This is a genomic window from Phenylobacterium kunshanense (genome assembly GCF_003254525.1).
GTDB lineage: Bacteria > Pseudomonadota > Alphaproteobacteria > Caulobacterales > Caulobacteraceae > Phenylobacterium > Phenylobacterium kunshanense.
In genome coordinates this window covers 127,216-143,512 of sequence record NZ_QFYS01000007.1, presented here as the reverse complement: position 1 = coordinate 143,512, position 16,297 = coordinate 127,216, and the positions used below count along the sequence as shown (strand labels likewise).

At 69.8% G+C, this 16,297-nt stretch carries 18 protein-coding genes; 7 read left to right on the top strand and 11 right to left on the bottom strand.

All coding sequences use genetic code 11. The annotated features are described in order from the left end of the window. Positions 1-103 precede the first annotated feature (103 nt). The 5 genes from DJ019_RS15690 to DJ019_RS15670 are packed head-to-tail and all read right to left on the bottom strand — an operon-like array spanning position 104 to position 6,248. Complete coding sequence (locus DJ019_RS15690; protein ID WP_338066101.1) at positions 104-2,998, bottom strand: tetratricopeptide repeat protein; 2,895 nt, start codon at positions 2,996-2,998, stop codon at positions 104-106. A 33-nt stretch (positions 2,999-3,031) separates the two neighbouring features. Further along, positions 3,032-3,964 (bottom strand): MotE family protein, encoded by a 933-nt coding sequence (locus DJ019_RS15685; protein WP_205854180.1) that lies wholly within the window; start codon positions 3,962-3,964, stop codon positions 3,032-3,034. Beyond that, positions 3,961-4,527 carry a DUF6468 domain-containing protein gene (locus tag DJ019_RS15680; protein WP_111277005.1) on the bottom strand — a complete coding sequence of 189 codons (567 nt, stop codon included), beginning with the start codon at positions 4,525-4,527 and terminating at the stop codon, positions 3,961-3,963. The genes DJ019_RS15685 and DJ019_RS15680 overlap by 4 nt, the downstream gene beginning before the upstream one ends. Then, complete coding sequence (gene fliM / locus DJ019_RS15675) at positions 4,524-5,603, bottom strand: flagellar motor switch protein FliM (RefSeq protein ID WP_111277004.1); 1,080 nt, start codon at positions 5,601-5,603, stop codon at positions 4,524-4,526. The genes DJ019_RS15680 and fliM overlap by 4 nt, the downstream gene beginning before the upstream one ends. A 30-nt stretch (positions 5,604-5,633) precedes the next feature. Continuing rightward, positions 5,634-6,248: a flagellar basal body-associated FliL family protein gene (locus DJ019_RS15670; RefSeq protein WP_111277003.1), complete on the bottom strand. Its 615-nt coding sequence runs from the start codon at positions 6,246-6,248 to the stop codon at positions 5,634-5,636. Positions 6,249-6,464: 216 nt separating this feature from the next. On the opposite strand from DJ019_RS15670, the gene flgF reads away from it, so the two are divergent. From flgF to flgH, 4 genes are read left to right on the top strand one after another with little or no spacing between them, the layout of a single operon-like run. Further along, complete coding sequence (gene flgF, locus DJ019_RS15665) at positions 6,465-7,202, top strand: flagellar basal-body rod protein FlgF (RefSeq protein WP_111277002.1); 738 nt, start codon at positions 6,465-6,467, stop codon at positions 7,200-7,202. 14 nt (positions 7,203-7,216) lie between these two features. Beyond that, positions 7,217-8,005, top strand: a complete 789-nt coding sequence (gene flgG / locus DJ019_RS15660) for a flagellar basal-body rod protein FlgG (RefSeq protein ID WP_111277001.1) — start codon at positions 7,217-7,219, stop codon at positions 8,003-8,005. 4 nt (positions 8,006-8,009) lie between these two features. Then, positions 8,010-8,756 (top strand): flagellar basal body P-ring formation chaperone FlgA, encoded by a 747-nt coding sequence (gene flgA / locus DJ019_RS15655; RefSeq protein ID WP_111277000.1) that lies wholly within the window; start codon positions 8,010-8,012, stop codon positions 8,754-8,756. Positions 8,757-8,770: 14 nt separating this feature from the next. After that, complete coding sequence (gene flgH / locus DJ019_RS15650) at positions 8,771-9,511, top strand: flagellar basal body L-ring protein FlgH (RefSeq protein ID WP_111276999.1); 741 nt, start codon at positions 8,771-8,773, stop codon at positions 9,509-9,511. Positions 9,512-9,517: 6 nt separating this feature from the next. Here the strand turns inward: flgH and DJ019_RS15645 are convergent, their stop codons facing one another. Then, complete coding sequence (locus DJ019_RS15645; RefSeq protein WP_111276998.1) at positions 9,518-10,231, bottom strand: PEPxxWA-CTERM sorting domain-containing protein; 714 nt, start codon at positions 10,229-10,231, stop codon at positions 9,518-9,520. A gap of 206 nt (positions 10,232-10,437) precedes the next feature. Here DJ019_RS15645 and DJ019_RS15640 point away from each other — a divergent pair, with 206 nt between their 5' ends. Next, complete coding sequence (locus DJ019_RS15640) at positions 10,438-11,031, top strand: hypothetical protein (RefSeq protein WP_133255316.1); 594 nt, start codon at positions 10,438-10,440, stop codon at positions 11,029-11,031. Here the strand turns inward: DJ019_RS15640 and dxs are convergent. Genes dxs through DJ019_RS15615 form a run of 5 tightly spaced genes read right to left on the bottom strand, consistent with a single transcriptional unit; the run spans position 11,028 to position 15,441 of the window. Next, the gene (dxs, locus tag DJ019_RS15635) at positions 11,028-12,944 is read right to left on the bottom strand and encodes a 1-deoxy-D-xylulose-5-phosphate synthase (protein ID WP_111276996.1); all 1,917 of its coding nucleotides are present in this window, start codon (positions 12,942-12,944) and stop codon (positions 11,028-11,030) included. The two genes, DJ019_RS15640 and dxs, sit on opposite strands and share 4 nt — an antisense overlap. A gap of 22 nt (positions 12,945-12,966) precedes the next feature. Further along, positions 12,967-13,848, bottom strand: a complete 882-nt coding sequence (locus tag DJ019_RS15630) for a polyprenyl synthetase family protein (RefSeq protein ID WP_111276995.1) — start codon at positions 13,846-13,848, stop codon at positions 12,967-12,969. Beyond that, positions 13,845-14,087 (bottom strand): exodeoxyribonuclease VII small subunit, encoded by a 243-nt coding sequence (locus DJ019_RS15625; RefSeq protein ID WP_111276994.1) that lies wholly within the window; start codon positions 14,085-14,087, stop codon positions 13,845-13,847. Before DJ019_RS15625 ends, DJ019_RS15630 begins: the two co-directional genes overlap by 4 nt. Positions 14,088-14,119: 32 nt before the next feature. After that, positions 14,120-14,725 (bottom strand): histidine phosphatase family protein, encoded by a 606-nt coding sequence (locus tag DJ019_RS15620; RefSeq protein WP_240606509.1) that lies wholly within the window; start codon positions 14,723-14,725, stop codon positions 14,120-14,122. Between the two features lie 41 nt (positions 14,726-14,766). Next, the gene (locus DJ019_RS15615) at positions 14,767-15,441 is read right to left on the bottom strand and encodes an arginase family protein (RefSeq protein WP_240606508.1); all 675 of its coding nucleotides are present in this window, start codon (positions 15,439-15,441) and stop codon (positions 14,767-14,769) included. Between DJ019_RS15615 and DJ019_RS21415 the strand changes: the two genes are divergently transcribed. Together DJ019_RS21415 and DJ019_RS15610 are read left to right on the top strand one after the other, a co-directional pair. Next, positions 15,440-15,703 (top strand): hypothetical protein, encoded by a 264-nt coding sequence (locus DJ019_RS21415; protein ID WP_240606507.1) that lies wholly within the window; start codon positions 15,440-15,442, stop codon positions 15,701-15,703. The two genes, DJ019_RS15615 and DJ019_RS21415, sit on opposite strands and share 2 nt — an antisense overlap. Further along, positions 15,690-16,289 carry a GNAT family N-acetyltransferase gene (locus tag DJ019_RS15610; protein ID WP_111276992.1) on the top strand — a complete coding sequence of 200 codons (600 nt, stop codon included), beginning with the start codon at positions 15,690-15,692 and terminating at the stop codon, positions 16,287-16,289. Before DJ019_RS21415 ends, DJ019_RS15610 begins: the two co-directional genes overlap by 14 nt. Positions 16,290-16,297 lie beyond the last annotated feature (8 nt).

Sequence of the window (16,297 nt, the reverse complement as noted above, 5' to 3'; positions counted from 1 at the left end):
CGCCGCCGGGATCAGCGCTGGCCCATAGGCCGTCGGCGACATCCCGAGCAGCGCCCCTGCGACGAACGTCCGGGTACGGTCGACGAATGATCGGACCTGCGGGTCAGCCGCGCGCGGGCGCGCGCGCAGCCTGAGCCTGCCGGGCCGGCGCGGTCGCTGGAGCCTTGGCGGCGCCGACCGGCGCGGCGCGCGTCTTGAAGCGGCCCTTCATCTTCTCGACCCAGCCAGCGAACGCCTCGTTGTCGGCCGAGACCCGACCGAAGTCCCCCACGCTGAGGCGACCGTCAGGCGCGCCCGACAGGGCGATCCGCAGTGCTTCGGGATTGTTGGCCTTCTCGCTATGCCCCTGGTAGCGGCTCTCCAGGCGGGCCAGCGCGGCCTCGTCGCCCGCAAGGCTGTAGGCGACGCCGGCGCGGAGCAGGCGGCCCTCCTCCTCGCTCGAAAGCGCCGCGGGGTTCTTCCAGCGCTCGCCGAGCGTCTTCTCGAACAGCGGGCCGGCGGCGGCCCAGTTCTTCTGCTTCCAGGTGATCTCGCTGCGGAGGTCGGTGGCCTCCTTGGACGTATCCCGCTCGATGATCTCGAGGGCGCTCTCGAAGCGGCCGAGCGCCGTCCACGCCCTGGCCTCCACGAGTCGACGTTCAGCGTTGAGCGCGGTCGGCAGGATCGTGGTTCGCGAGCCGTTGATCGCGGCGATCGCCTGCTCGGGCTTGCGGTCCATCAGGTAGATGACGGCGAGGTCCGTCGCCACCTGGGCGCGGGGCACGCCGTCCAGCCGGTTGTCGGCCTGGTACTTCAGCAGGTCGGCCGCCTGGGGCAACAGGTCCACATCCACGAGCCGGCGCACGATCTTGCGCACCATCAGGTCGCCGTCAGCGCCCAGCGGCGCCAGTTCCTTGAAGTCGAAGAAGAGCGCGAGCGCCTGGGTTGGCTCCAGACCGTCGGCCAGTCCATCGAGGAAGAGGCCCCGGAACGCGGCATTGAGGTCCGCCTGGAGTTGCTGAGCCTCCGGCAGATCGGGCATGCGCACGCCCGCCGACCGCAGCGCTTCCAGCGCCTCGCGATAGCGGCCCTGCGCCAGATAGAGCTGGCCCAGCGCGCGGATGGTCTCGAGTTCGGTGGAGTCGCCCCGCCAGCGGTAGCGCAACCCGTCGAACACGCCGGCGGCCTGGACCGGCGTGATCTGGCCCGTCTCCAGCCGGATCTGCGTGGCGCGCAGGACCGCGGGTGCGGCGATCGAATCGATCGGCGCCGTCGCGATGGCCTTGTAGATCCGGAGGGCGCGATCCTTGTGCCCCTGCAGTTCGACGACGCGCGCCTGGATCAGACGGGCGCGAAGCTGTTCTTCTGGATCGACCTTTTCCTCCAGCGCCATGCGGATGCGGGCGTCGGCCGCGGCCAGGTCCCCCTGGGCCAGGGCGGACTGCGCGTCGGCGCGGGCGAAACGCGCCTTCCAAAGCGGCGAGAACAGACCGTAGGCCTGGACGCCCCTGGCGAACTGGGTCCGCGCCTCAGCATGGTGGGCGAGCTGCGTATTGATGTAGGCCCGCCAAAGCGCCGTCGACGGGTCGTCGGCCAGGCTCGGCGAGGAGAAATCCGCATCGGCTTCCGCGTAGCGCCGGGCAAGCGTGCGCGCGACGCCGCGAAGGCCCCTGAACTCGGGATCGTCGAGCATCTCGGGATGCTCACGGGCCAAGCTGTTGAGGAGCCCGATGGCTTCGAACGCCAGCTCCGAGCCGACCAGGAACCGCGCCATGGCCATGCGCGCGGCGACCGGCGCTTCGCGGCTCTTGTTCGCGCCTTCCGCGGCGGCGGCGGCCATGAGGTCGTCGCGGCGGCGCGTGAAGCCGCCCTCGCCCGTCGCCGCCCATTCGGACAGGATCAGCGCGGGCATCGAGGCCGGCCGTGGGGCGCCTAGCTGTGTGGCTTCCTTCTCCCGCGTGGCCCAGGCCGGGGACAGGTTCAGCCCGTCGGCCCGGCTGATCCGGACGATCTCGCCCTCGCGCTGGACGGCCAGGTCGTCCACCAGCGGCTCGATGGCCAGCCCCTGGATCGACGGCAGCAGGGCCGCGTCCACGAAATCACGACGGCTGGGAACGCCCTTGGCGGGCCCCAGGGCCGTCACGACCGTCAGCGTGTCGCCAACCGTAGGATCGGACAGGTTGACCACCCGGGTCGCGCCGGCCACCGGCGCCTTCAGCGTGGCGGGCCCCGCGGCAGGATCACGGCTGATCCGTACGATCGCCGGCTGGGCCTGGGAGCCGGGGCCCAGCGAGATGGTCCAGGTCGTCCCCTGCGATCCGACGAACAAGGGCGTATCGGGATCGGCCTCGATCCGAAGGGCCGCATAGTCAGCGCCCTTGAAGGCCTGGAGCGAACGCAGCGGCTTGGCGTTGCGCGGCGTGTCCGTGACGTCGAGCGTGGCCGGGGCGTCGAACACCACCCACACCGCGTCGCCCCGGCGGAAGACCGCCGCACCGGCCGGGTTCGCCCAGTCGAACGAGAGCTGCACCTGTCCGCCGGCCGACTTCGCCGCCATCCGGACCACCCCGCCCGGCGGAAGCGGATTGGGTCGCGGGGGCTCGGCCTCGGCGACCGGCGGCGTCTCGGCCGCGGCCTGCGCCGGATCGACTGCGGGCTTCTCGAAGACGTTGACGTATGTGGCGCCATCGGCGCTGCCGATCTTGGCGTCGGCGCCATCGGCGAGCTGGAGGACCAGCGCCAGCCGACCGCCGGCGTCGCGCTTCTCCGCCGACGCGATCCAGCGCGGCGGGGCCGTGCGAAGCCGCGACACATCCGGGTTCGCGCCCTTGGCGAAGGTCAGGACGACCGTCTGGCCCTCTCGGCGGGCGTCCACGCGGCCGCCGAAAATCTCGACGCGCGAGAAGGTCTCGGCCTGCGCCACGCGAACATCGAGGCCGCCGCGCGTGGCGGCGGCCTTGACCGCGGGTGCGGCGATCCCGGCGGGCGCGGCGACACTGACGATGCAGGCCGCGGCCACCCCGGAACGGAGAGCCCCTCGCAAGGACATCGGCTACCCGGTCTTGGCCGGCGGCGCGACGGCAGGCTCGGCCATGGGCGCCGCGGCCGCCGGCGGCTTGGCGGCGGCCTGCTGGGCCGCGGGGGCCTGTTTACGCGGCGCCGGCTTCCGCGGCGCAGCGGCGGCCTGCTTCTTCGGTTCGCCGGCGGGCGGGTCGGCCTGCGCCGTCTTCGCCGCCTGTTCAGAGGCCGCCGCCTTGGCGGCCGCAGCCTTCGCGTCGGAGAACCGGCGCGCGAGCTTCTCGGTCAGTTCCTTCGCCTGGGCGGCCGGCATCTGGGCCACGATGGCGCTCAGGGCCCGCTCCTTCATCTTGGCGGCGATCGGGATGCGGACGCTGTCGTCCAGCGCCGCGAGGCGGGGCGCCGCATCCTTGGCCTTCATGCCCTCGAACACCTTCACCAGGCGGTCGATCTCGGCCTGCTCCTTGGTGTCAGCCTGGGTGAGCAGGCCCTGGACCTCGCCCTTCAGGCCGTTCAGCGACTTGATCTTGGCGTCGAGCTTCGCCTCGGCCGCGGCCAGCAGGGCCAGCTGGGTGCTGAGGTCGCTCTCCCGCGCGTCGAGCTGACCCCGACGCGCGCCGAGGCTCTGCAGGACCTGCAGTTCGGCCGGCGACAGGCCCGCCTGCTTGGCGAGCTCGGCGGCCGTGGGCGCGCATACCGCCTTGGGCGCGATGGAGGCCGCCGGCAGCGCGGCGGAGGCCGCGTCCGGGGCGGCTTCGCCGGGCTTGGGGGCTCCGGCCTCGCTCTTGGCGTCCTTCGCCGCCTTGGGGTCAGGCTTGGCTGCTCCGCCCTTGGCGGCTTCCTCGGCGAAGGCCCGGGCGCCGGAGACGAGCGATGGCAGATCGCGCGCGCCCGCGACGGCGTTCACCGCCAGGACGCCACCCATGGCGACGCCGACCAGCGGCAGGAGACGAGGGACGGACTTCAACGGCGCGCTCCGGCAAGGCGGTCGAGGGCGAGCGGGGCGTCCTCGAACAGATCGTCGTCAGGAGTGATGGCGATGCGGCGGCCCGGCAGCGGCGGACGGCCCACCAGCGGCTCGCGCTCCGCGCGGACTTCGGGCTCCTCGCGTTCCGCCTGCAGGCGGCTGCGCGCCATGGCCAGCAGAGCGCCGAGACGATCCTCGGTGGTCGCTTCGCGCGGGGCCGGGGCGACGGGCGGAATGCCGCGAGCCGCAGGACGCTCGGACGCCATCGCACGGGGGAGTTCGGGCGCAGCGGCGACCAGCTTCTCCAGCTTCGCCGCCAGGGCCCGGCCCTTCTCGATGCGGTCGGAGAGCAGATCCACCGCTTCGTCGGTCGCGGAGCGAAGGTCGGCCAGCCCCTGTTCGGCCCGCACCGCCGCCACGTTCAGCTCGCGGACGGCGGCTTCGAACCCTTCGTGGCTGTCGCGCAGCGCCTTGAGCCGGCGATTGAGCCGAACACCGACCGTCATGGCGGCGACCAGCAGGCCGGCGAGCAGCACGTTCATGCAGATGGCGATCAGGCTCATGACATCCTCTGGACGGCGCGCCGGGCGCTGGGCGAAAGCGGGGCTTCCACGCGAACGGCGATGTGGGTGTTGCGCCGACCCATGCGGCCGCGCGTAAGGGGGATCTGACCGGCGCGCAGCTCGATCAGGCTGTCGGGACCAGTGTTGAGCATGAGGGTGTCGCCCACCTTCATCTCGAGCACCTTCTTCAGGCTCACCTGCTGCTCATCCAGGACCGCCCGCACATCGACGTGCGTGGTCCAGAGCTCGGTTGCGAGGTGGCTTTCCCAGATGTTGTCGCGGCCGAACTTCTCGCCCATGAACTGCTGGAGCAGCATCTTCCGGATGGGCTCCAGGGTCGCGTAGGGCAGCAGCAGCTCGATCCGGCCACCGCGGTCTTCCATGTCGATCCGCAGCTTCACGAGAATGGCGGCGTTGGCCGGACGTGCGATGGCCGCGAAGCGCGGGTTCGTCTCGAGGCGGTCGAGGGTGAAGGCCACGGGGGTCAGCGGCTCGAACGCCTCCTTGGCGTCGGCCAGCACCACCTCGACCATCCGCTGCACCAGCACCCGCTCGATGGTGGTGTACGGGCGACCTTCGATCCGCATGGCGGCGGTGCCACGGCGGCCGCCGAGCAGCACATCCACGATCGAATAGATCAGGTTCGAGTCGACCGTGAGCAGGCCGTAGTTGTTCAACTCCTCGGCCCGGAACACCGACAGGATCGCCGGCAGCGGGATCGAGTTGAGGTAGTCGCCGAAGCGGATCGAGCTGATGTTGTCGAGGCTGACCTCGACGTTGTCCGACGTGAAATTCCGCAGGCTGGTGGTCATCAACCGCACGAGGCGGTCGAAGACGATTTCCAGCATCGGCAGGCGCTCGTAGCTGACGAGCGCGGAATTGATGATCGCCCGGATGCCGGTGCGTTCGGCGATCTCGTCGTCCGAGAGATCGAAGCCCAGCAGGCTGTCGATCTCGTCCTGGTTCAGTATCCGCTCGGCCGAATTGGCCTCGGCCGCCGCGGCGGCGGCCCAGGCGTCCGGAGAGTCCGGATCCGGCAGGCTGGTTTCGGCGGAGAAGTCGGTGTCTTCGGACATGGCTTTTCAGGCGATGCAACCGCGCGGACGCTAGTTGATCAGCATCTCCTCGATCAGCACGGCGTTCGCCTTGGACGGCGCGATCACCAGGTTCACGCGGCGGAGGATCTCCATGCGGAGCTGGTAGCTGCCCTGACTGCCCGCCAGGTCTTCCGGGCGCAGCTCGCGCAGGAAGGTCTGGAACATATCCTGGAGCCGCGGCATGGCCGGATCGAGCTCCTCGACCGCGCTCTCGTCGGGCAGTTCCAAAGTCAGCTTCAGCTTCAGGAACGTCGGGCGGCCATCGGCGGTCTGCATGTTCACCACCACGTCCGGCATCGTGTAGAAGACCACGCCGTCGGGACCTTCACGGACCACCGCGGCGCCCTTCTCGCCTTCCTTGCCCTTCTCTTCCTTCTTCTTCTCTTTCTTCTTCTCTTTCTTCTTCTCCCCGCCCTTCTCGGCATGGGCCTCGTCGGGCTTGGGCTTGAGGAAGATGAATGCGGCCGTGCCGCCGCCGCCCAGCACCACGAGGGCCGCGGCGCCGGCGATGATCAGCATCTTGAGCGGAAGCTTCTTCTTGGCGGGGGCCTCGCCCTCCGCGCCTTCGGTGCCCTCGGGCGCTTCGCCCTCGGCCTCCTTCGGCTTCTTGTCCTTCTTCGCCACGCGCGCGTTCCCTGGATTACCAGTCAGCCCAGCAATGGCGGTCTTTGGTTAAGAAGCGGTTTTTAACGATTCCTAACGGGCTCGATTCCTGCCCGGCATTTTTCGCCGCCGAGGCCGCGTTAACTTTCTTATTCGTTGAAAGATAACGCCTTTTCAGTTGGCCCGAACCTTGCACCCCGAAAGCGCACAACGTCGCACTTCTCGGGTCCCCCGTTAATGGACAACGCAATCTACGTCGGACTTTCGCGCCAGATGGTCCTCCGCAAGGAGATGGACATCATCGCGAACAACATCGCGAACATGGACACCACCGGCTTCAAGGTGGAGTCGATGATCCAGAAGACCGATCCGGCAGAGCCCGCCTACACGTTCGGCGGTCCCCGGCCGGTGAAGTTCGTCTCTCCGGACGGCGTCGCCCGGGACTTCGGGCAGGGCTCGCTCGTCAAGACCGACGGCGAGCTCGACATGTCGCTGGAAGGCAAGGGCTTCTTCCAGGTCCGCACCCCCGATGGCCCGCGCTTCACCCGCGACGGCCGCTTCACCACCGACACCACCGGGCGGCTGGTGACCCAGGCCGGGCACCCCGTCCTGGACGAAGGCGGCGGCGAGATCCAGATCGACGGCGAGAAGGGCCAGGTCTCGGCCGGCGCCGACGGCACGCTGAGCCAGGGTAACGAGCGGATCGGCAAGATCGGCATGTACGCCTTCGCCGACGCCGGCGTGCTCGAGAAGGCCGGCGACAACATGTTCCGCAACGGCTCCAACCAGCAGCCTCAGATCGCCACCGAGGCCAAGCTGCGCCAGGGCTATCTTGAGAGCTCCAACGTCAAGCCGGTCCTGGAGATCACCCGCATGGTCGAGGTGTCACGGGCCTACGAACGCACCGCCAAGATGATCGATTCCGAAGCCGACCTGTCGCGCCGCTCCGTCGAGCGCCTGGGCAAGCTTCAGTAAGAGGATAACGACCGATGCAAGCGCTCCGCACCGCGGCCACCGGCATGGCCGCCCAGCAGATGAACGTCGAGGTCATCTCGAACAACATCGCCAACATGAACACGGTCGCCTTCAAGAAGCAGCGCGCCGAGTTCCAGGACCTCCTCTACCAGACCTTCGAAGCCGCCGGGACGCAGTCCTCGGACCAGGGCACCATCGTGCCCACCGGCGTCCAGGTCGGGGCGGGCGTGAAGGCCGGCGCCGTCTACCGCGTTCAGACCCAGGGCTCGCTGACGCGCACCGACAATCCCTACGACATCGCCATCGACGGCCGCGGCTATTTCCAGGTGCTGACGCCCTCGGGCGAGACGGCCTACACCCGAGCCGGCAACTTCTCGGTCAACGACCAGGGCCAGGTGGTGACCCAGGACGGCTACCCCCTCGAGCCCGCCATCACCATCCCGGGCGATACGGTCCAGGTGACGATCTCCAAGACCGGCCAGGTCCAGGCGCTGCAGGCGGGCCAGACGATCCCCGGCGTCGTCGGACAAATCGAGCTGTCGACCTTCGTCAACGAGGGCGGCCTGCAGGCGCTGGGCGACAATCTCTACAAGGAAACGGCCGCCTCGGGCGCGCCGACCAACGGCACGCCCGGCTCCACCGGCATCGGCACGCTGGTTCAGAACTACACCGAAGCCTCGAACGTCGACGCGGTGGCCGAGATCACCGCGCTGATCGTCGCCCAGCGCGCCTATGAAATGAACTCCAAGGTCATCTCGACGGCCGACAACATGCTGGCCACCGCCAATCAGGTGAAGGCGTAAGCTGATGAAGGCCCTCGCAATTCTCGCGGCCCTCGCCGTCGCGACCCCGGCGTTTGCTGGCGCGCCGGTGATCCTGAAGGCCCAGACCGTCGACGCCGACGGCGTGGTCACCCTCGGCGACCTGTTCGACGGCGCGGGCGCCGCGGCCGGGACGCCCGTGGCTGCCCGCTCGGGCTCCAGCGTGATCCTCAGCGCCGCCGCCGTGCAGGCCGCGGCGCGCCGGGCCGGCCTCGACTGGGCCAATGCCCAGGGCCTGCGCACGATCGTGGTCTCGGGCGGCGCTGTCGCCGCCTCGGGCCCCGCCGCCTCGGCCGCCGTCCGCGGCAACGTGGACGTCCTGACCTGGGCCCGCAGCATCGGCGCCGGCGAGATGATCCAGCCGCAGGACGTGATCTGGGCGAAGGCCGCCCTGGCGCCCGCCGACGCCCCGACCGACCCCGACCTGCTGGTCGGAATGGCCGCCCGCCGCGCCCTGCGCGCCGGCGCCCCCGTGACCGGCCGCGACGTGGCCGCGCCCGAGGTCGTCAAGGCCAACGAGATCGTAACCATCACCTACGACAACGAAGGGATCTCGCTGTCACTCCAGGCCAAGGCCCTCTCGGGCGGCGGCGTCGGCGAGACCATCAACGTGCAGAACGTCACGTCGAAGAAGACCGTCCAGGCCGTGGTCACCGGACCGGGCCAGGCGGCGGTCGGACCCGCGGCGGAACAGCTGAAGCTGACCCGCTCCACCCGTTACGCGCTCCGTTGAAGGAAGCCACGCCCATGCGCCTGCGCCTCGTCGCCCTCGCCGCCCTGCTGAGCCCCCTGGCGGCCTGCTCGACCGTCTCCGAAGCCGTGAAGGGGCCCGAGCTCGCGCCGGTCGGCTATCCGGCCGCCCTGGTGCCGCGCGACCAGAGCGTGCTGCCCTTGGCCTCGGCCCGCGAGCCGCTGCCGCAGGCGGCCAGCGCCAACTCTCTCTGGCGCACCGGCGCGCGCGCCTTCTTCAACGACCAGCGCGCCAGCCGCATCGGCGACATCCTGACCGTGCAGATCGACATCGACGACAGCGCCAAGACCACCAACGCCACCACGGCCACTCGCACCTCCGGGATGACGGCGGGCGTGCCGCACCTGCTGGGTCTGGAGAGCAGCCTCGGGAAAATTCTGCCGGGTGGCTTCGACCCCGCCAACGCCATCGAGACCAACTCGTCGACCAACAATGCGGGCTCGGGCCAGGTGAACCGGTCGGAGAAGATCAGCCTGACCATCGCCGCGGTCGTCACCAGCATCCTGCCGAACGGCAACATGGTGATCCAGGGCACCCAGGAAGTGCGCACCAACGCCGAGCTGCGCCAGCTCACCGTCGCCGGCATCGTGCGGCCCGAGGACATCTCGTCGGCCAACACCATCCGCCACACGCAGATCGCCGAGGCGCGCATCAACTACGGCGGCCGCGGCGACATCAGCCGGGTGCAGAAGACGCCCGCCGGCCAGAGCCTGATCGAGCGCTTCTCGCCGTTCTGATCCCGATCAGGCCAGGCGAACCTGGCGGCGGAGACCACTCCCCGCCAGGCCGAAGCCCAGGATCATCAGAGCCCATACGCCAGGCTCGGGCACGCCACCCGGAGACACCGGACCGCCCGGCTGCTGCGGCACGACGTCGAAGGTCACATTGTCGAGGCCGGCGCCCAGATAGCTGGATGACAGCGCGGTGCTGGCCAGGAAGGTCAGGCGCACTGACGGGCCGGCCGCCACGAAGTCGTAGGTGAACCGCTGCCAGTCCGATCCGGCGCTGGTCAGGCCCAAGGCGTTGGTGAAACTGCCTGCCAGGACGTCGTCGACGCGCAGGTCGATCGTCACGTCGCCATAGCTGCCCTGCCCGCGCACGAAGAAGGCGCCGACGTCGAAGCCGACGCGGTAGGTCGTGCCTGCGACCGTGTCGATGGCGTCCGATTTCACACCCTTGCCGCGACCGGTGACGCCGGTGAGCTCCAGGTAGTGCGAGCCCTCGGACCCAACCACGCCATAGCTCGCGAAAGCGCCGTTGTTGGAATAGGCGATCTCCGTGTCGCCGCCCGGCAGCGAGTCCACCACCGTCCAGCCCGGCAAGAAGGTGCTCCCGGCATTGAGATAGGTCACGCTGGCCGTACCCGGTTGCTCGAAGCCGCCATTGACCAGGGACGCAGCCGAAGCCGAGCCCGTCATGGCGACGGCCACGACAGCGAGAGACGCAAGACACTTCATACTGGAACTCCCCGAAACCCATGCCGGCGCACTCCGCGAGGCCGGCCCGCCTCCATCGAGACGCGCCGAAGCTAGACCGTAGCCGCGCCGCGTCCATCACCCGATCGGGGGTCCGTCGCCTGGGCGGCGCCTTCGCGACGCCTTCATTCCGCCCGCTTCCCCGCGCCCCCTCGCGTCCAAGCTTTGCGGGCCGGGGGGTGCACGGAATGCGTGGGGGACGTGGCGCCGGGCGGGTGGCGTGGACGACGGCCGGTGTGGTCTCCCTGGCGGCGCACATCGCGCTGCTGGGCTTGGCGATCTGGCTGCTCGGCCGAAGCTCGCCGCCGGTCGAGACACCATCGCTGAGCGTGCAACTCATCACCCTGGCGCCTCGGCGGCCATCCCGGTCGGAGCCACGCGCCGAGGAGCCGGGGTCAAGTCGCTCGCGCCCCGCGCCCAGACCCGCGGCGGACATACCGCCGGACGCCACACCTCTGCCCCTGCCCGCCGCGCCCGCCGAGCCGTCCGCCGGGGTGAGCCGCGCCCTGCGCGGCAGGCTCGGTTGCCCGCCTGGCGATCCGTCGCGCCTGACGGCCGAGGAACGCGAACGCTGCCGCGCAGCCTTGGCCGAGGCCGGCGCCGCGCGCGACGGCCCAAGCCCACGCCTCGATCTCAGCCGTCAGGGCAGGATCGCCAAGGATCCGGACTTCGATCTCTCACGCCGGCCGAAGAACGGCTGCAAGCTGCGTGCGGCCGGCTCGCGCGATCCCATGGGCAAGGAAGGCGCGGCGGCGGGCGTGTCGTGCGGCTGGAGCTTCTAGGCCCGCCGACCCTTGGCGGACACATTGTCGATGCCGAGGGCGTTCAGCGCGCCGCGGGCGATGCCTTCGGAGTCGAGCCCCGCCTGGGCGTACATGGCCTCGGGCTTGTCGTGGTCCTGGAAAATGTCGGGCAGCGTCAGGGTGCGGATCTTCAGCCCGCGATCCAGGGCGCCGTGCTGGGCCAGGGCGTGAAGGACGAAGGCGCCGAAGCCGCCGACCGAGCCTTCCTCCACCGTGATCAGCGCCTCGTGCTCGCGGGCGAGCCGCAGCAGCAGGTCGAGGTCCAGCGGCTTGGCGAAGCGCGCGTCGGCGACGGTGGCCGACAGGCCGCGTGCGGCCAACAGGTCGGCCGCCTTCAGGCTTTCGGCGAGGCGCGTCCCGAACGAGACGATGGCCACCGCCGTTCCCTCTCGCACGATGCGCCCCTTGCCGATCTCCAGCGGCGAGGCGAGCTCGGGGATGGCCACGCCAGTCCCCTCGCCACGCGGATAGCGGAAGGCGCTGGGCGCATCGTCGATCGCCGCGGCCGTGGCGATGGCGTGCGCCAGCTCGGCCTCGTCGGACGGGCCCATGATGACCATGCCCGGCAGGGCGCCGAGGTAGCCGATGTCGAACGAGCCGGCATGGGTCGCCCCGTCCGCGCCCACCAGCCCCGCACGATCGATGGCGAAGCGCACCGGAAGGCCCTGGATCGCCACGTCGTGGACCACCTGATCGTAGCCGCGCTGCAGGAAGGTGGAATAAAGCGCGCAGAACGGCTTCATCCCGTCGGCCGCGAGGCCGGCGGCGAAGGTCACGGCATGCTGCTCGGCGATGCCCACGTCGAAGGTGCGGTCGGGGAACCTCTCGCCGAACAGGTCGAGGCCAGTGCCCGACGGCATGGCCGCGGTGATCGCCATGATCTTCGGATCGCGCTCGGCGTGCTTGATCAGCTCCTGGGCGAAAACCTTGGTGTACTGCGGGGCGCCCGCCTTGCCCTTGGCCTGCTGGCCCGTGACCACGTCGAACTTGACCACGCCGTGGTACTTGTCGGCCGCGTTCTCCGCGGGCGCGTAGCCCTTGCCCTTCTGGGTGACGACGTGGACCAGCACCGGCTTGTCGTCGATCTTGCGGGCGTTCTGCAGCACATGGACCAGGGCGTCCATGTCGTGACCGTCGATCGGCCCGACATAGTAGAATCCCAGTTCTTCGAAGAAGGTGCCGCCGGTCACCATGCCGCGGGCGAATTCCTCCGCCTTGCGGGCGGCTTCGCGCATCGGCCGGGGGAACGCCTTGGCCACCGACTTGCCGAGGTTGCGGATCGACTGATAGCCCCCGCCCGAAACCAGGCGGGCGAAATAGGCGCTCATGCCCCCGACCGGCGGCGCGATCGACATGTCGTTGTCGTTCAGCACGACGGTGAGCTGCTTCGTCGTGCCGTGCGCGTTGTTCATGGCCTCGTAGGCCATGCCGGCGCTCATGGAGCCGTCACCGATGACGGCAACGACCTTGTTGTCCTGCCCCTTCGCGTCACGGGCGGCGGCGAAGCCCAGCGCCGCGCTGATCGAGGTGGCCGCATGGGCGGCGCCGAAGGGGTCGTATTCGCTCTCTGACCGCTTGGTGAATCCCGACAGGCCGCCGCCCTGGCGCAGGGTGCGGATCCGGTCCCGGCGGCCGGTGAGGATTTTGTGCGGATAGGCCTGGTGGCCGACGTCCCAGATCAGGATGTCCTGTGGTGTCTCGTAGACATGGTGCAGGGCGACGGTCAGCTCCACGACGCCCAGGCCCGCGCCAAGGTGGCCGCCCGTCTGCGACACCGCGTCGATGGTTTCCGCGCGCAGTTCGTCGGCCAGCTGGCGAAGCTGGGCGATCGAGAAGTCGCGGGTGTCGGCAGGCGAGGAGACCGTATCGAGCAGGGGCGTGGCAGGCGGCATGGAACGCGGACGTCCTCGGAAGCTAGTGGCGGCGCTCTAGCACGAAATCGACGCTCGCCCGCAGGAAATCAGCCCGGGGGCCAAATGGATCCAGGTGAGATTTCGTCTGAGTCTTCAGCAGGCCGAGCCGCTCGCGCGCGGCGTCGACGCCCAGCAGAGTGACGAAGTTGGCCTTGCCCTTGGCCACGTCCTTTCCGACCGCCTTCCCCATCGACTCGGACTCCCCTTCGGCGTCCAGCAGGTCGTCGACGATCTGGTAGGCGAGACCCAGGTCGTGGGCGAAGTTCATCAGGGCGTGCCGCTCCCCCTCCTGGGCGTGGGCGATCACCAGGGGCAGCTCGAAGGCGCAGGCGATCAGGGCGCCGGTCTTCAGGCGCTGCATCCGGGCGACCCCGCCCAGATCCTCGCGCACGCCTAGCATGTCGATCATCTGGCCGCCGACCATACCTCGCGCGCCGGAGGCCAGGGCAAGGCGGGCCACCAGCTCGGCGCGGACATGGCCGTCGGAATGGGTGTCGGGATGACTCAGGATCTCGAAGGCCGCGGCCTGCAGGGCGTCGCCCGCGAGCACGGCGGTCATCTCGTCGTAGGCCTTGTGCACCGTCGGTCGGCCGCGGCGGACGTCGTCGTCGTCCATGCAGGGCAGATCGTCGTGCACGAGGCTATAGGCGTGGATGCACTCAAGGGCACAGGCCGCCCGCAGGACCGAGCCCTCGTCCAGGTCGAACATGCGGCCCGTCTCAAGGGCGAAGAAGGTCCGCAGCCGCTTGCCGGGCCCCAGCGCCGCATAGCGCATGGCTTCGGTCAGTCGGCTCTCCGGGCCGTCGGCCCTCGGCAGCAGCTCGTCGAGCGCCACGGTAACGAGGTCGGCGGCCTCGGCGACACGCTGGGCCAGATCCATCAACCGAACTCGGCCGGCTCTACGCCCGGCGCCCCGTTCGCGCCCATCACGATCTTCTCGACCCGCAGCCGGGCCGCCTCGAGCCGGGATTCGCAGTGCGCCTTGAGCGCGGCGCCGCGCTCGTACATCCGGATCGAGTCCTCGAGCGGCGCCTGGCCCGATTCCAGGCGCGCGACGATCTGCTCCAGCTCGGCGAGCGCGGTCTCGAAGGTCATGGCGGAGATGTCGGCGGGCTCTGACATGGGAACGTGTTTAGGCGCCTGACCCGGACCTGTCATCCCCGCTCGAAGCGGCGCATGGACCAGTACTTGTAGCCCTCGCTTCTCACGAGCTTCCAGCCCAGCCGCTTCAGCGACCGGCCGATCATGTAGTTGAAGAAGCCGTGCGCCAGCACCACCACGTTCTCCCCGCTGGCGGCCAGGCCGATCAGCAAAGCCGCCGCCCGGTCGGCGCGAGCCTCGGCCTCGCTGCGGGTCTCCTGCCCCTCATGATGGTTCAGGAACCACCACCACACCCGGGCGAGGAATCCCCAGGCCGACGGATGCAGCCTGATCCAGCCTGGGAAATTGGGAGGCGGCAGCGGCGCTTCGATCAGCAGGTCGTGCCGCTCGAAGGGACGTTCGCCCGCCAGGGCATGGGCGCTCTCGATGGCGCGAAGCCGGGTCGACGAGACCAGGGCCCCGCACTCGGCGACGAACACCTTCAGGGCCTCCGGCGGCGTCTGGCCCGGGAGGATGCCCATGACCTCATAGGTGGCCCAGAACTCGCGGTACTCGGCCGCGGTCAGCCGCACCTTCCGCGAAAGCGCCGGCTCTCCATGCCGGGCAAGGACAATGGCGCCGTGCCTCATAGGGGCCGGCGTGGCGACATCGGCGGTCATGACGGCCATCGATCCCGAGAACGCACCGGCGCCCCTGTCCCTCACCCTTCGCCGAGCGCCCTCACATGCGCGAGAGCTGACTGGCCTAGAGCTTCGAGGTCGTACCCGCCCTCGAGGGAGGACACAACCCGACCCTTGGCATGGCGGTTCGCGACGTCGGCGATCGCCCGCGTCGCCCAGGCGAAGTCCTCGGCCTCCAGGCGCTGGCTGCCGTGACCGACCGGATCGCGCCGGTGGGCGTCGAAGCCGGCGGACACCAGGATGATGTCCGGGGCGAACGCGTCCACGCGGTCCATCAGGCGTTCGAAGGCGCGGCGCCAGACCTCCGGTTCCGCACCGTCGGGCGAGATCGCGTTGACGACGTTGTCGGGGACCAGTTCCGACGGATGGCCCGTGCCGGGCCACATGGGCCAGGACTGGATGGAGGCGAACAGCAGCCCTGGCCGCCCGCCAAGGGCCGCCTGGGTTCCGTTGCCATGGTGGATGTCGAAATCCACGACCGCCACCTTGCGCAGCCCAGCCGCCTGGGCCGCGAGCGCCGCCACGGCCACATTGGAGAACAGGCAGAAGCCCATCTGCAGTCCGGGTTCGGCATGATGCCCGGGCGGCCGGACGGCGCAAAAGGCCCGCTGAGCCCCACCCGCGGCCACGTCGCGCACCGCCTGGACCACCGCACCGGCGGCTCGCCGAGCCGCCTGGAGACTTCCCGCGGACATGAAGGTGTCCGCGTCGAGCTTCCAGCACCCCGCTGGTCGGCGCCGACCGGACGATGCGATCGACGTAGGCGGTGTCGTGCGCGCGCAGCAGGTCGGCCTGCTCCACCAGCGGCGCGTCGAAGGGGGCGAGATCGAGGTCGGCGTCCTCCAGGGCGTCGATCACCGCGCGAAGCCGCTCGGGCCGCTCCGGATGACGTTCGCCAGGACGGTGGTCGAACATGTCCTGATGGGTGTAGAGCGCGACGGTCATGTCTCATCCTAACCCGAATTCGCCTCCAGCCGATGCCGCGATCCGGCGGGCTGGCCCCGCTGATGCTGAAGCCCTGTCCGCCCTGGGAGCGCGGACGTTCGTAGAGACGTTCGCGCACCTCTACGATCCGGCCGACCTCGCGGCCTATCTCGCCGAAGCCTACGGCCTCGAACGCACCCGCGCGGACCTCGCCGATCCGGCCAAGGCGTCCTGGCTGGTCGAGTCCGACGGCGTGGCCATCGGCTACGCTCTGGCCGGCCCCTGCGGCCTGCCCCACGATGAGGTGACGCCAGCCAGCGGCGAGCTGAAGCGCATCTATTTCCTGAAGAACCACCAGGGCGGCGGCCTGGGCAGGCGCCTGTTCGCCGAGGTGATCGACTGGCTGCAGAAGGACGGCCCGCGCGACGTCTGGATCGGCGTCTGGTCCGAGAACTACGGGGCGCAACGGTTCTACGAGCGCCATGGCTTCGAGAAGGTCGGAGAATACGGCTTCCCCGTCGGCAAGACGGTGGACCGCGAATTCATCCTTCGTCGGTCCGCGGAAAGTTATTCTCTAGCGGCGTCACAATTGGGCGAAGATCGACACAATTTCGCCTAGATCGATGT

What these genes read in the sequence shown, in the direction of transcription:
- DJ019_RS15610 (WP_111276992.1), top strand. Translation starts at nt 15,690, where the DNA reads ATGTCTCATCCTAACCCGAATTCGCCTCCAGCCGATGCCGCGATCCGG.
- fliM (WP_111277004.1), bottom strand. Translation starts at nt 5,603, where the DNA reads ATGTCCGAAGACACCGACTTCTCCGCCGAAACCAGCCTGCCGGATCCG.
- DJ019_RS15640 (WP_133255316.1), top strand. Translation starts at nt 10,438, where the DNA reads ATGCGTGGGGGACGTGGCGCCGGGCGGGTGGCGTGGACGACGGCCGGT.
- DJ019_RS15625 (WP_111276994.1), bottom strand. Translation starts at nt 14,087, where the DNA reads ATGTCAGAGCCCGCCGACATCTCCGCCATGACCTTCGAGACCGCGCTC.
- dxs (WP_111276996.1), bottom strand. Translation starts at nt 12,944, where the DNA reads ATGCCGCCTGCCACGCCCCTGCTCGATACGGTCTCCTCGCCTGCCGAC.
- DJ019_RS15615 (WP_240606508.1), bottom strand. Translation starts at nt 15,441, where the DNA reads ATGTCCGCGGGAAGTCTCCAGGCGGCTCGGCGAGCCGCCGGTGCGGTG.
- DJ019_RS21415 (WP_240606507.1), top strand. Translation starts at nt 15,440, where the DNA reads ATGAAGGTGTCCGCGTCGAGCTTCCAGCACCCCGCTGGTCGGCGCCGA.
- DJ019_RS15620 (WP_240606509.1), bottom strand. Translation starts at nt 14,725, where the DNA reads ATGACCGCCGATGTCGCCACGCCGGCCCCTATGAGGCACGGCGCCATT.
- flgF (WP_111277002.1), top strand. Translation starts at nt 6,465, where the DNA reads ATGGACAACGCAATCTACGTCGGACTTTCGCGCCAGATGGTCCTCCGC.
- DJ019_RS15680 (WP_111277005.1), bottom strand. Translation starts at nt 4,527, where the DNA reads ATGAGCCTGATCGCCATCTGCATGAACGTGCTGCTCGCCGGCCTGCTG.
- flgH (WP_111276999.1), top strand. Translation starts at nt 8,771, where the DNA reads ATGCGCCTGCGCCTCGTCGCCCTCGCCGCCCTGCTGAGCCCCCTGGCG.
- DJ019_RS15645 (WP_111276998.1), bottom strand. Translation starts at nt 10,231, where the DNA reads ATGAAGTGTCTTGCGTCTCTCGCTGTCGTGGCCGTCGCCATGACGGGC.
- flgG (WP_111277001.1), top strand. Translation starts at nt 7,217, where the DNA reads ATGCAAGCGCTCCGCACCGCGGCCACCGGCATGGCCGCCCAGCAGATG.
- flgA (WP_111277000.1), top strand. Translation starts at nt 8,010, where the DNA reads ATGAAGGCCCTCGCAATTCTCGCGGCCCTCGCCGTCGCGACCCCGGCG.